Source organism: Enterococcus sp. JM9B, assembly GCF_009933265.1.
In the GTDB taxonomy this organism is placed as follows: domain Bacteria; phylum Bacillota; class Bacilli; order Lactobacillales; family Enterococcaceae; genus Enterococcus_C; species Enterococcus_C songbeiensis.
Map to the genome: position 1 here is coordinate 1 of NZ_MAEK01000012.1, position 18,287 is coordinate 18,287.

At 39.6% G+C, this 18,287-nt stretch carries 15 protein-coding genes and 1 tRNA gene; 6 read left to right on the plus strand and 10 right to left on the minus strand.

Annotation, left to right across the window (positions count from 1 at the left end):
- Positions 1–542: 542 nt before the first annotated feature.
- The 8 genes from BAU16_RS03530 to dnaE form a co-directional block, all read right to left on the minus strand.
- On the minus strand, positions 543–2,045 hold the full coding sequence (locus tag BAU16_RS03530) for a HAMP domain-containing sensor histidine kinase (protein WP_048604173.1): 1,503 nt from the start codon (positions 2,043–2,045) through the stop codon (positions 543–545).
- The gene (locus BAU16_RS03535) at positions 2,042–2,728 is read right to left on the minus strand and encodes a response regulator transcription factor (protein WP_010738750.1); all 687 of its coding nucleotides are present in this window, start codon (positions 2,726–2,728) and stop codon (positions 2,042–2,044) included. Before BAU16_RS03535 ends, BAU16_RS03530 begins: the two co-directional genes overlap by 4 nt.
- A gap of 158 nt (positions 2,729–2,886) precedes the next feature.
- Positions 2,887–4,305 carry an NADP-dependent phosphogluconate dehydrogenase gene (gndA, locus tag BAU16_RS03540; protein ID WP_048604172.1) on the minus strand — a complete coding sequence of 473 codons (1,419 nt, stop codon included), beginning with the start codon at positions 4,303–4,305 and terminating at the stop codon, positions 2,887–2,889.
- 164 nt (positions 4,306–4,469) lie between these two features.
- The gene (rpmF, locus tag BAU16_RS03545; RefSeq protein WP_048604171.1) at positions 4,470–4,649 is read right to left on the minus strand and encodes a 50S ribosomal protein L32; all 180 of its coding nucleotides are present in this window, start codon (positions 4,647–4,649) and stop codon (positions 4,470–4,472) included.
- Positions 4,650–4,707: 58 nt separating this feature from the next.
- Positions 4,708–5,268: a YceD family protein gene (locus tag BAU16_RS03550; RefSeq protein ID WP_048604170.1), complete on the minus strand. Its 561-nt coding sequence runs from the start codon at positions 5,266–5,268 to the stop codon at positions 4,708–4,710.
- Between the two features lie 244 nt (positions 5,269–5,512).
- The gene (gene pyk / locus BAU16_RS03555; RefSeq protein ID WP_048604169.1) at positions 5,513–7,279 is read right to left on the minus strand and encodes a pyruvate kinase; all 1,767 of its coding nucleotides are present in this window, start codon (positions 7,277–7,279) and stop codon (positions 5,513–5,515) included.
- Positions 7,280–7,344: 65 nt separating this feature from the next.
- Positions 7,345–8,307, minus strand: coding sequence for a 6-phosphofructokinase (pfkA, locus tag BAU16_RS03560; protein WP_048604168.1), 963 nt, complete (start codon positions 8,305–8,307; stop codon positions 7,345–7,347).
- A 162-nt stretch (positions 8,308–8,469) separates the two neighbouring features.
- Entirely contained in the window at positions 8,470–11,763 is a 3,294-nt protein-coding gene (dnaE, locus tag BAU16_RS03565) for a DNA polymerase III subunit alpha (RefSeq protein ID WP_161526424.1), read from the minus strand.
- A 114-nt stretch (positions 11,764–11,877) separates the two neighbouring features.
- On the opposite strand from dnaE, the gene BAU16_RS03570 reads away from it, so the two are divergent.
- Positions 11,878–12,057, plus strand: a complete 180-nt coding sequence (locus BAU16_RS03570; protein WP_048604166.1) for a YjzD family protein — start codon at positions 11,878–11,880, stop codon at positions 12,055–12,057.
- A 62-nt stretch (positions 12,058–12,119) separates the two neighbouring features.
- Here the strand turns inward: BAU16_RS03570 and BAU16_RS03575 are convergent, their stop codons facing one another.
- On the minus strand, positions 12,120–13,316 hold the full coding sequence (locus BAU16_RS03575) for a multidrug efflux MFS transporter (RefSeq protein WP_048604165.1): 1,197 nt from the start codon (positions 13,314–13,316) through the stop codon (positions 12,120–12,122).
- A gap of 145 nt (positions 13,317–13,461) precedes the next feature.
- The gene (locus tag BAU16_RS03580) at positions 13,462–14,898 is read right to left on the minus strand and encodes an NCS2 family permease (RefSeq protein ID WP_161526425.1); all 1,437 of its coding nucleotides are present in this window, start codon (positions 14,896–14,898) and stop codon (positions 13,462–13,464) included.
- A gap of 362 nt (positions 14,899–15,260) precedes the next feature.
- Here BAU16_RS03580 and BAU16_RS03585 point away from each other — a divergent pair, with 362 nt between their 5' ends.
- The 5 genes from BAU16_RS03585 to BAU16_RS13535 all read left to right on the plus strand — a co-directional run bounded on the left by BAU16_RS03585 (position 15,261) and on the right by BAU16_RS13535 (position 18,198).
- On the plus strand, positions 15,261–16,064 hold the full coding sequence (locus BAU16_RS03585; RefSeq protein ID WP_048604163.1) for a Cof-type HAD-IIB family hydrolase: 804 nt from the start codon (positions 15,261–15,263) through the stop codon (positions 16,062–16,064).
- A 590-nt stretch (positions 16,065–16,654) separates the two neighbouring features.
- Positions 16,655–16,742, plus strand: a tRNA-Ser gene (locus BAU16_RS03590).
- A gap of 275 nt (positions 16,743–17,017) precedes the next feature.
- Positions 17,018–17,377 (plus strand): hypothetical protein, encoded by a 360-nt coding sequence (locus BAU16_RS03595; protein ID WP_161526426.1) that lies wholly within the window; start codon positions 17,018–17,020, stop codon positions 17,375–17,377.
- Between the two features lie 424 nt (positions 17,378–17,801).
- Entirely contained in the window at positions 17,802–18,005 is a 204-nt protein-coding gene (locus BAU16_RS03600; RefSeq protein WP_161526427.1) for a hypothetical protein, read from the plus strand.
- The gene (locus tag BAU16_RS13535; RefSeq protein WP_202621234.1) at positions 17,989–18,198 is read left to right on the plus strand and encodes an XRE family transcriptional regulator; all 210 of its coding nucleotides are present in this window, start codon (positions 17,989–17,991) and stop codon (positions 18,196–18,198) included. The genes BAU16_RS03600 and BAU16_RS13535 overlap by 17 nt, the downstream gene beginning before the upstream one ends.
- Positions 18,199–18,287: the final 89 nt, after the last annotated feature.

Consider the following 18,287-nt stretch of genomic DNA (forward strand, 5'->3'; position numbering starts at 1 on the left):
AGATTGACAAGTGATTGTCAATAACTTTCTTTAAAAATTGAAGATTTTTGTTAATCGGCAAAGCTGCCGAAGAACTCAACGCAACTCTGTAAGTTTATCGTATTAATTGTTATTTGTCAACAACATTTTAAATAATTTTCGCTGTTAAATCAGTATTGAGAACTATTTAATTAAAACGACTTTGTTATATTACCATGGATATTTTTGATAGTCAACAACTATTTTTAAAATAAGTGGTAATTCTTTTTCGCCCCGCTCACATCGGAACATTTAATAATATAGCAAGTATAATCACAAAAATCAACTGAAAACTGCGAAGAATTTTGTTTTTTTTATAAAACGAATTATCTTTTGATATATCTAGTAAATACACTGGTTTTGCGTATAATTATCAAACGATAACTGTCTTAAAAATATTATCATTCGTATTTTTTTAAATTGATTTTATCTAAAGAGTGTGAGCTTTTTGTATCCAACAAAAAAACAGCCAGTTGGGAGACTCTCATTTGAAGAGGAGCCATCCGTTTTTGACTGTTTCTTTTTTATTTTTTGTGTTGAATTGGGATATAAATTCTAAAAATGGTCCCTTGACCTACGACACTTTCGGCTGCGATTCGCCCTTTATAGCTGGCAAGAAGTTGTTTCGCTATTGATAGGCCTAAGCCATTGCCGCCTTTGGTTCGGGCACGAGCTTTATCAACCCGATAGAATCGATTAAATATCTTATTCAAATCTTCCTCGGAAACACCTTCGCCAAAGTCCTGGATGGCTAATTCAAATTCATTCCCCTGTCTAGAAATCGAAATATGGACTTCTTTTCGTTCTGTGGAATATTTCACAGCATTATCCAGAATAATGATGATGATTTGTTCAAAGTGATTGCGGTAGATGCTTAAAATGGCTTCATCCGTTAAATCGTCGTCTAAGGTAAATGTAAATTCCGGATAGAGCATTTTAAAATTATTGAACACTTGATAAGTGACTTCTTTTGCATTGGTTGTTTCATGAGTATATTGGATATCCACTTGTTCTGCACGAGATAGGTCGAGCATTTCCTGAACAAGGCTCTTCATACGTCTCAGTTCTTGAACGCTTGCCGCAATTGATTCATCCAAAACTTCCGGATCATCTTTGCCCCAGCGTTGCAACATACTCAGATGACCTTCCATGATTGCCACTGGTGTTCGCAACTCGTGGGAAACATCTTCGACAAATTGTTTTTGCTGTTCGATATAGGTGCGCATTCGATCCAGCATCTCATTAAAAATTTCAGCTAAATCGGCTAACTCGTCATTCGTATTGATCTCCGGCATGTGGGCGTCTGATTCTGGATCTTTTCGGATGGTATCCATTGTATCCCGCAAAACTTTCAAAGGTTTGAGGAAATAGGCCGAAAGGAAGAAACCCAATATGCTGCTCAAAATAAGCGAAATTACTTCAAGAACAATCAGAGTAAACAAAAGCTTACTGCGAATCTCATAAAAAGAGGATAGTTCATAGAAAGTTTGTGCATAGCCGATTTTATGGGTGGTATCTTTTGAATAAATCGGTTGAATTGATAAAAATCCGGTGATTCCATTAAGCGTAATTATGGTAGGATCTTTTCTTTTTTCCTGAAATAAGTTCAGACTCTCCGAATGGGTTTTGAAAACCAGCTTTTCTTCAAGGTTATAGACATACAAACTCAAAGCATCCTGTCCCAACTCAGAAATGAAGGGATCAATTTTCATTAGGTTTCCTTCAACCGTTGATGTTCGATCATAAAGACTGCTTTCATCTGAAGAATTATTGGTCAAATTTCGATAGGTATTCAGCAAAGTCAGCTCACTGTCTGCATTGGCTAGACGTGAGGCAACACCAGAGATTGTTTGTTCCACATTTTTCCGTTCTTTCGCCACGATCAGATTGACAGAAGATTTATAGGTAATCACGGCAAAAATCGTAAAAACGACAAATATAAAGAAAGAACTAGCAAAAGCCCATTTGATAGTCAAAGATGGGCCTTTTAGTCCTTTCGAAGAGATCTTTTCTTTAAATTTGATCACGAACGCATCACATAACCAGTTCCGCGGACTGTTTGGATGTAGCTTTCTTCTCCGGGAACATCGATTTTGTTACGTAGGTAACGAATATAAACATCAACGACATTCGTTTCCACTTCTGTCTCGTAACCCCAAACTTTGTTAAGCAATACATCACGTGCCAATACGACATTGACATTTTCCATCAATGTTAAAAGCAGTTCGTATTCGCGTTTTGTCAATTCAATAACTTCATTGCCGCGGCGGACCACCCGATTTTCTTTTTCAATCGTTAAATCCCGGTAGGTAATTGTAGTTTGTTTTGCGACATTCTTATCGCCTTCAATATCAATTCGGCGCAACAATGCACGCAAACGTGCCAATAATTCTTCAATGGCAAATGGTTTGACGATATAATCATCTGCACCATGGTCTAAGCCAGAAACGCGGTCGATTACTGAATCCCGTGCTGTCATCATGATAATCGGTGTGTTTTTTACTTGGCGAACACGGCGGCAAACTTCCAAGCCGTTTAATTCCGGCAACATCAAGTCTAGTAAAATGGCATCCCAATCATTATTTAATGCAGCATCTAACCCTGTTCGTCCATTGTAGTGGACTTCTGCATTATACCCCTCATGTTTCAATTCCAATTCTACAAAACGCGCCAAGTTCTTTTCATCTTCAATGATTAGAATATTACTCATTTGTATTTTAATCCTTCTCTCTTTTTATTCTAAAAAAATTGTCCAATTTTTATTTAGTTATTAAAATGCTATAGCCATTTTATCATGAAAGAAACGATTAAAAAAGAGGTACGCGAAAACTTATCGGTTTTCGGTACCTCTTGTCTGTTTTTGATCGATTATTCTTCGTGATACCAGCTGTAGTGGAAAATGCCTTCACGATCCGTCCGTTCGTAGGTATGTGCACCAAAATAATCCCGTTGTGCTTGGATCATATTCGCTGGCAAACGATCGGAACGATACGAATCAAAATATGCAATCGCTGATGAGAAGGTTGGTACTGGTACGCCTGCCTGAACAGCTAACGCAACAACTTCCCGTACGGCTTGTTGGTATTTCTTCGTGATTTCAACAAAGTAATCATCTAACAACAAGTTTTCAAGATCCGGTGTCTTTTCATAGGCATCCGTAATCTTTTGCAAAAATTGTGCCCGAATGATACAACCAGCCCGCCAAATTTTAGCAATTTCACCAAATGGCAGTTCCCAGTCAAATTCTTTTGAAGCAACCCGTAATTGAGCAAATCCTTGAGCATAACTCATGATTTTGCTGAAATACAATGCTTCACGAATTTTTTCAATCAATTCCTTTTTGTCGCCAGAAAATTCATAAACAGGTTTTGGTAGAATTTTGCTTGCATTCACCCGTTCTTCTTTATAGGCAGAAATGTAGCGGGCAAAGACTGATTCAGTAATCAATGGGAGTGGTACACCTAGGTCTAATGCACTTTGGCTAGTCCACTTTCCGGTTCCTTTGTTTCCAGCTGCATCTAAAATGACATCTACGATTGGTTGGCCGGTGCCAAGATCGTCTTTTCTAGTCAAAATATCTGCTGTGATTTCAATCAAATAGCTGTCTAGTTCGCCTTGGTTCCATTCTTTGAAAATTTCTGCCATTTCATCAACACTTAACCCAAGAATATTTTTCATCAAATCATAGGATTCAGCAATCAACTGCATGTCTCCATATTCAATACCGTTATGCACCATTTTTACATAGTGCCCGGCGCCGTTTGGTCCAATATAAGTCACACATGGCGCACCATCTTCTGCTTTAGCCGAGATTTGTTCTAAGATTGGTGCTACTAAATCGTAGGCTTCCTTTTGCCCGCCAGGCATGATGGATGGCCCTTTTAACGCACCTTCTTCTCCACCAGAAACACCAGTTCCGATAAAGTTGATTCCTGAGTTTGCCAATTCTTCATTTCTTCTCATGGTATCCTTGAAGAAAGTATTCCCACCGTCAATCAAAACATCGCCTTTGTCTAAATGAGGCAATAATTCTTGAATTGTCGCATCTGTTGCTGCTCCGGCTTTTACCATCAGCAAAATTCTGCGAGGTTTTTCGATTGAATCAACAAATTCTTCTATTGTATAGGTCGCTTTAAAATTTTTATCTGGATGTTCCTTTACGACAGCTTCTGTTTTTGAACCTGTACGATTGAACAATGCGACAGAATAACCGCGGCTTTCAATATTCAGCGCCAAGTTTTTTCCCATGACGGCCATGCCGACAACACCGATTTGCTGTTTTGTCATTTCCATTCCTCCTAATTCCTTGAAGCATTTTATCTTTTTTATTATAGCCTAAAACAAAAATCAATTAAACCAATCACTACTAGAAATATAAAAAAAGATCAAAAACCCCCAAGACTCCATGGTTAGTCTTGGGGGTTGGGTTCTCTTTTCTGAAAAAAAGAGAATTATGCTTCTTTTGTTGCTACATCCTTACCATCGTAGTAACCGCAGTTTGCACATACGTGATGGCTCTTCTTCAATTCACCACAGTTTGGACATTCGTTCAAACCGTTGATCGTCAATTTGTAATGTGTACGACGTTTTGCTTTTTTCGCTTTTGACGTTCTTCTAGCTGGTACTGCCATTGTGTTACACCTCCTTGTTTAGTCAAAACAGCAAATTTGCTGTTCATTTATTCCAATCTTACTTTTCGTCATCTTCTGGATGATCCAATAATTCAGATAACTTGGCAAGACGAGGATCAATTTTAGGTTCTGTCGCCTCTTTCTGACGCAAATATTCTTCTTCGGAAAGAACGACCCAGTCACTGCCTTTCGGAAGTTCGGTGGCCTGTTGTTCCTCTTCAGATAAAACCTGCAACGGAATAGCTAACAGAATATTGTCCATAACTGATTCAAAAAGATCTAATGTCTGAGTTTCTAAAATCAGGACATCTTCTTCTGGAAACGCTTCTGAACGATGTTGGTACTGCTCTGGTGTCATGAAGATTTCGTCAACAGTCAAATCCATTGGGAAAGCAACAGGTTCCAGGCTTCTGGAAGAAGGTACTGTGAGCACCGTACGTATCGAATAGTGTACTAAATATTCAGACGAGCTGACTGTCAGCAAACCATCAACCGCAATAGGAGCAACATCAAGTATTTGATTATCTCTTTCCATCAATTCGCTTTTTAGTTCCAGCGTATCGGAAAAAAGAAGGGGTGTCTCTTGGTGTTTTTTTAATTCCAATAAAGACCATTTCATTTCTTCATCACCTCTAAGCAACAAAAGCTATTATACAGGGCATATTTTTCTTTGTCAATGAAATTTTCTTGACACCCTGTTTCGTTCTTTTGCTAAGCGTTTTCTCCATTAAATCCAAGCTTTTTTGTTTGAACCATCCAATAAAGAAAGCGAAACAACTGTCTAAAAGACAACTGTTTCGCTACATTCAACAAAACGGTTCTAAGCACAGTTTTTCCTGCACTAAAGCCCTACTATTTTGTTATTAGATAGCTGTTGTTTCGCCACGATAAACGATTCCACGACGAGAATCAACGGTAATCAATTCGCCATCTTCAATCGTTGCTGTTGCTTCTTTTGCACCAACAATAACTGGGATGTCTTTTGCGATCCCAACAACGGCTGCATGAGAAGTCAAACCGCCTTCTTCAACGATAACTGCAGCTGCTTTTTCAAAAGCAGGCATGTATTCTTTATCTGTTGTTGGAACAACAAGAACCATTCCGTCTTTTGCTTTTGCATTTGCTTCTTCAGCTGAATGAGCAACAACGGCATTCGCAACAACTGATTTTTGGCCTACGCCTTGTGCTTCAAGAAGTTTTGAACCGATCATTTGAATTTTCATAACGTTTGTTGTTCCACGTTCACCAACCGGAACACCAGCAGTAATCAAAATCAAGTCGCCTTCTTTAGCAAAACCTAGTTCAACAGCTTTTTTAGCAGCTAGATCGAACATTTCGTCTGTTGTTGATGGTTTTTCAGCAACTGTTGGATAAACACCCCAGTTCATCATCAAACCGCGTTTTGTGCGTTCGTCAAATGTAACAGCCAAGATATCAGCGTCTGGACGGTATTTAGAAATCATTTTTGCTGTGTAACCTGATTCAGTTGCAGCAACGATTGTTTTCACGCCTAAGTTTTTCGCAGCGCGAGCAACAGACAAACCAATTGTTTCTGTTACGTCTGTTTTATCAAATTCGTTGATTTGGAATGAACCAAGTTCTGACAAAGCTTTTTCTGCTTCTTGGTCGATACGAGCCATTGTAGCAACAGATTGAACTGGGTAATCACCATTTGCTGATTCACCAGAAAGCATTGTAGCATCAGTTCCGTCAAATACGGCATTGGCAACGTCAGATGCTTCTGCGCGTGTTGGACGAGGATTTTTTTGCATGGATTCTAACATTTGAGTTGCTGTAATAACTGCTTTACCGGCAGCATTACATTTTTGGATGATTCGTTTTTGAACCATAGGAACCAATTCAGGCGCAATTTCAACACCCATGTCCCCACGAGCAATCATGATACCGTCAGAAACTTTGATGATTTCGTCGATATTGTCGATTCCTTCTTGTGATTCAATTTTAGGGAAGATTTGAACATGTGTCATGTCTTTTTCTTCTAAAATTTGACGAATATCTAAAACGTCTTGTGCTTTACGAACAAAGCTTGCAGCGATAAAGTTGATATCGTTATCTAAACCAAAACGAATATCGTCCGCATCTTTTTCAGTGATACCAGGTAGGCTGATAGATACGCCAGGAGCGTTAACCCCTTTACGAGAACCTAAGATACCAGCATTTTGTACTTCAGTAACGATTTCATTTGTTGCTTCATCTTTTTCGATGATTTTCATGTCAATCAAGCCGTCATCGAACAATACGTGTCCGCCAACGTGTACATCGTGGAACAAACCAGGGTAAGTTACCGCAATTTTTTCTTTTGATCCAACATGTTCGCCATCCATTGAAATACGAACAACATCGCCGATTTCAAATTTGATTTTTCCGTCAGGTGTTCCTTGAACGGTTGTACGGATTTCTGCACCCTTTGTATCTAAAAGAAGGGCTACATCTTTACCTGTTTTTTGAACGGCTTCACGAACAAGAGTCATACGACCTAATTGTTCTTCATGATCTCCATGAGAGAAGTTGAAACGAAATACATTAGCTCCTGATTCGATAAGTTGAGAAATAATCTCTACGCTATTACTTGCTGGTCCTAAAGTACTAACGATTTTAGTTTTTTTCATTACTGAACGCTCCTATTCTTTATTTAAAATAGCTGTTAAGCTTTTTTACGGGGTTAGGCTGCAAATTAGAATGACAATTTCTTATTCAAATCATACAGTGAAACATCTGGTTTGTGTTTATTGTTTTCCAAGGTATCAATAATATCGGCAGCAACCATTTTGTTGTCTTCAATACCAATACATAGACCGCCCTTGCCTTCTTTTAACAAATCAACGGCAAAAGCACCAAACTTGCTGGCTAAAACACGATCACGGGCACTTGGTGAACCCCCACGAACAACGTGTCCCAAAATAGAAACCCGTGTATGGAAATCGCCATATTCTGAAAGTTTTTCAGCAAATTCATTACCGCCCATGACACCTTCAGCTAAAACGATCAAGCAGTGTTTCTTGCCGCGGTCGCGACCTTCTTGAATTCGTTTGGCAACAGTTGCCATATCAAATTCGTGTTCTGGAATGATGATTTCATCAGCACCGCCGGCAACACCAGACCATAACGCAATATCTCCAGCTCCGCGTCCCATTACTTCGATCACGAATGTCCGAACATGGGAAGTCGCTGTATCGCGAATGCGGTCAAGTGATTCCAAAACTGTGTTGATTGCTGTATCAAAACCGATAGTAAAATCAGTTCCTGGAATATCATTATCGATTGTTCCTGGGATACCTACTGCTGGAAATCCACGTTTTGTCAGTGCCATTGCGCCATGATAAGAACCATCGCCGCCAATAACAACTAATCCTTCAATACCGAATTTTTTCAATTGTTCGATACCTTTCAATTGTCCTTCTTCAAATTCAAATTCTGGATAACGCGCAGAATATAAGAAGGTTCCTCCTCGTTGGATCTTATCACCAACATCAGCCACGTCTAAACGACGAATGTCTCCGGCAACCAATCCGGCAAAACCGTAATTGATTCCGTATACTTCAAGGCCATCAAAAATGGCTTTGCGGGTCACAGCGCGAATGGCTGCGTTCATACCTGGGGCATCTCCACCACTAGTCAAGATTCCGATGCGCTTCATTTACACATTCACCTCATTAATTATACTTTTCTTAGGTCGCCCTAAGTAATACCATTTTGGCATTAATCACGAGTTACATTTTAACATTAAATTTGGTCCTTGTCTTGAATTACGTGTAATTAATCGCAAAAAATGAAAACAAGATTAATTTTTTGCTGAAAATTACTTGAAAACAACATTTTCTGTTCCCAATAATTCCCCTAACTGCTTTTTAAACAAGGGCTTATCGGTAACCCAATACTCTTCATTTAGTATCCGTTTTTTTTCACTTGCTGCATAGTACAATACCACAGGAATCGGTCCAATATTTTCTTGAATCAACCGATACAGTTGGTTCAAACGATCCGGCTCCTCTTTTTCCGCCGTGATTCGCAAGTAACAAGTTACTTGAGGAATCGCCGCTTCGATTGTCGCTGCTAATTCTACCTTGTCAGCAATCACCTGTATTTCGCCGTTATATTTGCTGACCTCCGCTTTTCCTTCGACATACACTACCGCATTTTCTGAAATAATTCCGCGAATCTGGCGATACAACTCTGGAAAAATCGTTACCGAGACTTCCCCACTGGCATCGTTTCCTTCAATAAAAGCCATCTGCTCGCCTCTTTTTGTTCGAATCTCTCGAATTTCCCGCAAGTAAAGCAATAGATGAATTTTTTGATTTGGCAGAATCTCGGTTACGTTACGAACCCCTTTTGCTCGTTGCACACGGGTAAATTGTTCTGCCGGATGTCCGGATAGATAGACGCCTAGATACTTTTCTTCCAACGCCAATTTTTCTTCCAGTTGATATTCCTGAACCTCATGTGCTTTCAACGTCATCACATCCAGCAAATCAAGACTGCCGCCGCTGTACTGAACATTTTGGATTTTCCCTGTTATTTCTGATGCCAATTGCCGGCGATGAGGTTCCAATTCATCAAATGCACCGATTTCAATCAACGGGCGCAAGACTTCTTCCTTCAACCACTTCCGATCGATGCGGGTCAAAAATTGATCAAAAGAAGTGAAGGGTCCATTTTTCTTGCGCTCCTGCAAAATCTCCGTCACAAAATCCCGGCGGCTCCCTTTCAAACTGCTTAATCCAAACCGGATAACCGTTAAAGACTGCAATTGAAAACTATAGCTGCTGTGATTGATGGACGGCGGCAAAATCTGAATCTTGCGTTTCTTCGCCTCATTCAAATATTCCTTAACCTTGGTGGGATTATGACGAACCGAATGCAGCAAGGCGGCAAAGAATGGACCAGGGTAATGAACTTTCAAATATGCCATTTGAAACCCAACAAAGGAATACGCAAATGCATGGGAACGATTGAAGCCATAATTTGCAAAACGTTCGATATAATCGTAAACATTATCAGCTGTTTTTTTATCATGACCGTTTTTCATAGCACCATCAATGAAATGTCGCCGTTCTTCATCAAGAATCGTTTTTTTCTTTTTACTGATCGCCCGTCGCAAAATATCTGCTTGCCCAAGGGTAAATCCAGCCAGCTTTGAAGCGACCTGCATGATTTGTTCTTGATAAACCATGATACCATAAGTATTTGCTAAAATCGGGCGCAAACTCTCATCTGGGTAATAAACCTTCTCCAAACCTTTTTTGCGTTTAATAAATGCATCAATGTTTTGCATTGGTCCTGGTCGATAAAGCGCATTGACAGCAGCAATATCTTCAATACTTTCAGGTTCTAACCGTCGCAATACATTTCGAATCCCTGCTGATTCAAACTGGAACACTCCGGCTGTATCTCCCCTCTGGAATAAATGCAGCGTTGCCATATCATCTAAAGGAATGTTTTTTTGCGAAAATTGTTTGCCGGTGATTCGCTGAATTCCCTGCAAGGTATTGTCGATAATTGATAAATTCCGCAGTCCCAGAAAGTCCATTTTCAGTAAACCCACGGCTTCGACATCATTCATCGTAAACTGCGTCAGTAAAATTCCTTCCGAACCTTCCTGCAAAGGAATGAAGTTCAGCAGATTTTGATCGCTAATGACTACTCCGGCAGCATGGGTTGACACATGTCGCGGCAATCCCTCTAAAAGTTGCGCAATCTGAAACATCCGGGAATTTTTTTCACTGCTCTCGACTAATTCCCGCAGTTTCGCAGATTCTTGATATGCTCGATTCAGTGTCATTTTTAAGGCATTCGGTACTGCTTTTGACCAACGATTGGCTTCACTTTGCGATAAACCAAAAACTCGTCCGACATCCCGTAACACCATTTTTGCCGCCATTGTTCCGAAAGTCGCAATTTGTGCTACTTGAAATTTTCCGTATTTTTCCTGAACATAATGTAATACCTCTTCACGGCGATTATCGGGAATATCCAGATCAATATCCGGCATGGTGTAGCGTTCCGGATTTAAAAAACGCTCAAAAAGCAATTGATAGCGGATCGGATCCACATCAGTAATGCCGAGAACGTACGCCACCAGCGAACCGGCGGCCGATCCCCGACCAGCACCAGTGACGATTTTTTGCTGATGGGCAAAATCCATTACATCCCAAACAATTAGAAAATAATCATCAAACCCCATTTGATGGATAACAGATAATTCATAGGTCAAACGTTGCTGATAGCGATCATCGGGTGTCTCTACTCGTTGAGGCAGTCGCTCCCAACAGAGTTCTTTCAGAAATTCCCCGCTGGGTTGCTCCACAGGGTAATGTGGCAAAAGTGTTTGATGCAGTGGAAATGTCCATTGGCAGGCTTCACCGACGCGAATTGCATTTTCCACAGCTTCTTCTGAGAAATGAGCGGTCAACTCAGCGACTGGTTGTAAGCAGGAATTCTGGGAAGCGACAGTGATTTGTTGGAAATCTTCCAACTGTGTGCCGTTTTTAATGTGCTCCATTACGGTAATGGCCGGAAGCTCATCCTCCTCAGCTGTATTTACCCGATAAATACCACAAGGAGGAATACCATTTTCCTGCCACCAATCAACCAATTCTTCCTCAAGAGGAAATTGAGGAGAAATCCCATAGTAAAGATTCCCTGCTTCAAAAAGTTCTTTAATTTCTTTTAACCGTTCCTCAGCAATCCCTTGGCTTCCCTTCAAGTAGATCGGCTCATTTCTTTCAGGAAAAATCCCGATTAAGTCAGTTAACTTGCCAAATTTTTCAAGTGTAACTTGTCCTGTGATCATCTTTTCACTGGAAAGCTGGATTAATTTTTGATACCCGGCTAAATTTTTTGCAAATAATAAGAGTTCGTTTTCATTTCCCTGTACATCTGAAAAATAGTCCAAATGCAACCCGATGATTGCCTGCATGCCCTCTTTTTGACAGACTTGATAAAATTCAGCCGCTCCTGCCAACACATTCCGGTCACAAAGCCCGATTGTCTGATATCCCTGCTTTTTTGCTTCCTGAACAAGTCGGGGAATCTGCAACGTACTTTGCAGTAATGAATAAGAAGAAATCGTATATAATTGAGGAAAATCCATTATTTACTGCCCCCAAGAAAATTTTTTTGAAAATGCTTGAAATGTTTACAACTTGAAAAAATATGGTACACTATAGTCGAGAAATCACTATGCACTTGGAAAAGAGGTGTCTTGATGCGCTATCTTGTCACATTATTTTGGACCTTTATTTTAGGACAGGTTGTCGGCTATATCGGAAGCTCCCTAGCTAGCGGAACATATGATTTTATGCTGACCACAATCATTTCAATGATTGCCGGTGTGTTTATCCTCTTGATTGGCACAATCGCAACGCCCAAAAAAGCGGCCCGCTAATTTGTTTAAAAGAGAAAGGAAGTAACATTCCTTTCTCTTTTTTTATAGCCCAAAATACTGCTTTAGATTTTGACTCGCAAAATTTTACGAAAATTAAATGTTGATAAAACGATATTGACTAAAACAAAACCACTGGTCACCCAAAATACTGCACGATAGCCAAAACCATGGGCAACTGTTGAACCAACCATTGGTCCTAAGACTTGACCAAAGTTGGAAAACATTTGGTTGTAACTGTAGATCCGACTGACTCCTTCTGGTGGAGTGATTTTACTGATCAATGTGTTGATGGAAGGCATCAGCGCCCCAGTTGAAAAGCCTAAAAGAAACCTTAAGGCACCCAATTGAAATGGTGTTTTGACAAATCCCATGGGAATGAAACAAAAGAAGGACAGTACCAACCCACCCAGCAAAACTTTATGATTACCGATTTTGTCACCAATTTTTCCTAAAGTTGGCGAAGAAATAATCGCCGAAACACCAGCGATGGAAACAATTAGTCCACTAACAAATAAGATATTGGTGGTATTTCCACTCAGTTGCCGTATGTATAACGTCAAAATCGGGCTGATGCTGGTCACTCCTACTTGTAAGATCAATGACGTAACAAACAGTCCTACTAAAACTTGCACATTGTCGACTCGATCAAAAATTTCTCTGACCGTCAGCATGCTATGTTTTTCAATCGGTACAAAGTTTTCTTTTACTAATAGTACCGTTAAAATCGTTGTAATCAACAAAACAACACCCGTAATAATAAAAACATTTTCCATCCCAAAACCTTGTGCCAACGCACCGCCCATTGATGGACCAATCAGATTTCCCGCAATCGCTCCTGTCGCCAAAGTTCCCAGTGCCCAGCCGCTTTTCTCTTTTGGTGCTTGTGATGCGATTAATGCTGTCGCATTTGGAATATAGCCGGATAAAATTCCCGTCATAAATCGCATAATCAGTAACCAGTACACATTTGGTACAAACGCCAACGATCCCATACTAAAGGTCATCCCTGCCGCTGCTCGAATCATCATCAGACGACGCCCTTTACGATCCGCTAAATTCCCCCAAATTGGTGCAACGATCGCAGATGCAAATGCAGTCACGGAGATTGCCAATCCGGAAAATAATTCTACTTGATTTTTTGGCGTGCCAAGTTGTTCAATATATAATGGAATAAATGGCATGACCAAACTGAAACTTGCCCCCGTGAAAAAACAGCCGATCCACGAGATCATCAAATTCCGTTTCCAATCTACTTTCATTACACTACCTTCTTTCCTACTAATCTATCTTATCCTATTTTTGAAAAGAGTGAAACTGCCAAACGCTAAATCTCGTCAAAAGCCAAAAAACAAGCGCAGAATTTCCATAAAGGAAAAATCCACGCTTGTAGAAATGGGCTATTTTTTATAAAATCGCAAGAATAATAAAATTAAGAATAAACAGGATGTCTACTACCCATAAAATTGGCGAGACTTCAGAAAATTTCCCTTTGATTACTTTTACAATCGTATAGAAAATGAAGCCTGCTGCAATCCCGTAAGAGATACTGTAACAAAGTCCCATGAAAATCGAAGCAAAGAAAGCAGGCACTGCATCCTCTAAATTGCTCCAATCAATATCTTTGAAGGAAGCCATCATCATCACACCAACTAAAATTAAAGCAGGTGCCGTTGCTTGTGCTGGTACAACTGAAACTAACGGCGAGAAGAAACTGCTGATTGCAAACAAGGCTGCCACGACAACCGAAGTCAGTCCAGTCCGTCCACCCGCACCAATTCCGGCGGCTGATTCCACATAGGTCGTTGTATTGGATGTTCCAAAAATCGCCCCAATGGATGTTGCAATCGCATCAGCAAACAATGCCCGATCCATTTTAGTATTCATTCCTTGACTGTCTTCCAACGCTGCTTCATCTGATTGAGAAAAGATCCCAGTCCGTCGACCAGTTCCGATAAATGTACCAATCGTATCGAAGGTATCGGATAAACTAAAAGCAATAATGGTCATCAATACTTGAGGAATTTTTGATGAATCGCTAAACAAAGATTGCATCCCTTCTGAACCAAAGGCCGCCCCAAACGTTGTGCCTAATTCTTTAATCGAGTTTCCTAATGAATTGGTTTGCCAATCAATTGCACTCAGATCGACAACACCCATAAAGATCCCGATTATTGTGGTTCCCACGATTCCGATCAAAATGCCGCCTCGCACGTTTTTTACAACTAAAATCGTTGTCAAAACCAATCCGATTACCGCTAAAATCACTGGTGCATTGTTGAAATTTGCCAATGCTGGAACAACGCCCCCGTTCATCGTTACATTAACGGCTTTTTCTCCTTCAACAGCACTGCTGGTAATAACTGCTGAATCAGCAGAAAAGCTCAAGAGATTGGCATTTTTTAAACCAACATAAGCAACGAAGATCCCAATTCCGCCACCAATCGCATGTTGCATGCTTTCAGGAATCGCATGAATGATCAGCTTTCTGATTTTTGTTACAGTAATAAAAATATTAATAAGTCCACAAATGAAAACCATTGCTAATGCTTGTTGCCAACTATAACCTAACCCAAAGACTACAGTAAAAGTAAAGAAGGCATTCAGCCCCATACCGGGAGCTTGCGCGTAAGGTACGTTGGCAAAAAGTCCCATAACCAGTGTTCCAATAACGGAGGCAATGATGGTTGCCAAAAAGACAGCCTGAAAGGGCATTCCTGATGCCGATAAAATTGACGGATTAACGAAAAGAATGTAACTCATCGCAAAGAAGGTCGTCAGCCCTGCTACGATTTCAGTTGAAACAGTTGTGTTGTTTTCCTTTAATTTGAAAAACTTGTCCATGAAAATTTTTCCCCCACTCTATTTTTAGCGAATCAACAAAAAAGTTCGGAAATAACTTGCCGATTCTCTTAACAATTACAAATTATAGGAATCTCCCAGACTTTTTACAATGTTTTATTGATTTATTTCTTAATTTTTTTATAAAACGTTCGTGTTTTGCTCTTTAACTAAGAAAATCGTAAGTCTTAGCGCTTTTCTTTTACAAGATTTTGCCCTCTTCGGCAAATGTGATACACTTAAGCGACATATGGAAAAGAAATGGATTCTTCCCTCTTCTCAATTTTTTAGAAAAATAATAGGCAGGTCCCGTGAATTTTTCTTCCAGAAAAGTTCGTTTTCCAAAATGAATAAGGAGTGTTTATATGAATACAAAATTGATCGCTATCGATTTAGACGGTACGACATTAAACGGGGACTCACAAATTACCCCTCGAACCCAAGAGGTTTTGGCAAAAGCCACAAAAGCTGGTCACGTTGTCAGTATTGCCACTGGACGACCTTTCAGAATGAGCGAAGGTTTTTATAAACAGCTGGCTTTAAAAACACCCATGGTCAACTTCAATGGTGCATTGGTCCATTTGCCTTACCACCAATGGGCACAGGAATCAGAAACCTTGATCAACCGAGAGATTGTATTTGAGATTTTAGCGCAAAAACAACGCCTGAATTTAGACTTTGTAGCCGCTGAAAATCGTGATACGTTTTATATTGACGACTTGAATTTTTTCAGCCCTAAATTTTTCGCCTCTGCGAAGGCTACGGAAAATAATTTGCTGCAAAATTTGAAAACAAACCCAACCTCCATGCTGATTCAAACAAAAAATGAGTTTGCAGCTGAAGTGTCTCAAAAATTAAATGAGCAATTCGCAGATTTCGTGGACGTGCGTACATGGGGCGGGCCCAACGCAATTTTAGAAGTCGTGGCAAAAGGAATTCAAAAAGCTCATGGCGTATCGATTATCGCCAACTCCCTACATATCGACCGAAAAGACATCATTGCATTTGGGGATGAACACAATGACTTGGAAATGTTGGAATACGCCGGTTTAGGTGTGGCGATGGCAAATGGAACTACCGATGCCAAAGCTGCTGCAAATGATATTACAGAAAAAACCAATGATGAAGATGGGCTTGCTGAGTATTTAGAAACCCATTTAGCCATTTAATTCACGCGCCAAACAACTTTTGATTGTGTTTGATGACCGAGCCACGGGAGTATACCTTCTGTGGGTCGGTTTTTTTCTTTTAGATATCTCGTATTTTTTTTAGGAGCAAAGAAATTTTTACTGAACTTAAGCTGCAGTTTAGGTTGACTTCATACAATCATCTCAACAAGAAAGGAATGATTCGTATGTTGCTCAATCTTTTACAAATTGGTTTTGCTTTAGGTTTATGTACATTTCTTCTGATTCGTTTTTTGAAAAAAGAAGAACCTCAGCCACTGGTGGATTCAGATGATCAGGAACACAATCTTTAAGCAAGACGTTTAGCTGATTCCCAAAGGTATGGGAACATGCTGTGGAGGAAGGTTGGTACTTCTCATCCGAAATTTTTGGGTATGCAGGTTCGATTCCTGCCTTCCACGTTTGACGAAAGATTTCGTCAAAACAATTGCAACGATAAATGTTGGCAATCTTTCCACCTCGAAACTTCGACGGCAATCACCTTCAGTTCCTCATTTGGATCGCTGAACAGTGATTGCCGTTGAAGTTTTTCTTGACAAAAGGCTGAAAATGTAGAAAATAAAGAAGGACCCGGAGAGTTGGCAGAGTGGTAATGCAACGGACTCGAAATCCGTCGAACCGGCTAATACCGGCGCGCAGGTTCAAATCCTGTACTCTCCTTATAAGTACATTTTAGAAAATATTTTAATTTCGAAAAACCTTGATAAATCAACTTTTATCAGGGTTTTATTTTTTCAAAAAGCATAAGAAAACATAAAAAGATGAAAAAGTTTTGGTCAAATTTTGGGCAAGCAATGTTTTTGTAACTTTTTCCGATGTGTTTACTCCCCTTGTTTTTAAGATAACAGAACAATCAAACTTAACCTTTTGTTCGCTTTACAAAAGGAAACATACGTTCGTATAATTAAAGCAATGAATGACAGGAGCTGGTTGATATGCCCTTACACGTATACCAAGACCGGAAAAGATTAAAATGGGATAACGGCTTTATGATTTCTGAGCACACGGCAATGATGGCCAATGAGAAAAAGGAACGCGAATTTATTTGGCCGGCTAAAGAGCTTATGACAAAAGACGAGATTGATCGCATATTATATGAAGCGAAATTAAAAAATAGAGCCGTTGCCATCCAAAAAGAAGAGATGAACGAAGAAGGTTTATACTCACCTGACGTTACCGGAAAGATACAAGGATATGATGAACTAGGTGTGTTTATTAGCGGTCAGAAAGTCGATTATGATGAGATACGTAGCGTAGAATTTTTTGAGGAAAAGAAATGGTCTGATTTAAGCTGAGGTGATCTATATGTTAAAAAAATCTGGAATCGTAACAAAAATCAAGATACTAAACACGACGAGCAAGACACCGCTCATCTATTTTAAACTGGACGACTGCAACTGTCTGATTGCTGCACACTCCCTCTCGTTTCTAGCGGACGTGGCGGAGAATACTAAGATAGTCATTTCGGGACTATATAATAGTAGAAATCAGTTTGTTGTGAGAGATTACAGAGTTTTGGGTCAAACGTGGATAATGAAGGAAATGGCTGAGAATCATATGCCACATAAAATTTATTAGTCTGCCTCTGGCAGGCTTATTTTTTTGAAATAAATTAAAAAAAGTTGAATTAATTCGTAAATATGTATTGACGTAAATATGTATTTACGATATAATAAATATGTAATCAAGCAAGAGACAAATTCAAAGGAGGAAATAAAAATGAAAAAAGAAGAATTGATGACTTTATTAGAAAATGGGAAAGAAGTTTATGCAACAAGCTATGAATCAGAAAAAGAAGTTGCTAAAGCGTTGAAAATTGAAGAATCACAAGTTGAATATTTAAAACAATATGATGACGAAAACTTTGAGTATAACGATTTGGAATTTGTGGACGGTGATATGATTTATGTCATCAATCGTTAATATCGACAATATTCAAGCGCTGATCGAATCTGACATCAGCGCTTGGCAAATTGAGAAAGAAACCGGAATCAGTCGCATGAATATCACGAATTACAGAAACGGAAAAGGCGAAATCGTGAACATGTCACTAGCGAATGCGATTAAAATCAGCGAGTATTGGGAAAAAATCATATCAGAAAGAGAATCAGAATGATTATCGGGGAAAAATTTGGACGTTTATAAAGGAATTGACTATCACAAGAAAGGATTCCAAACCGCAGAAGAAGCGCGCGAATACCGAAA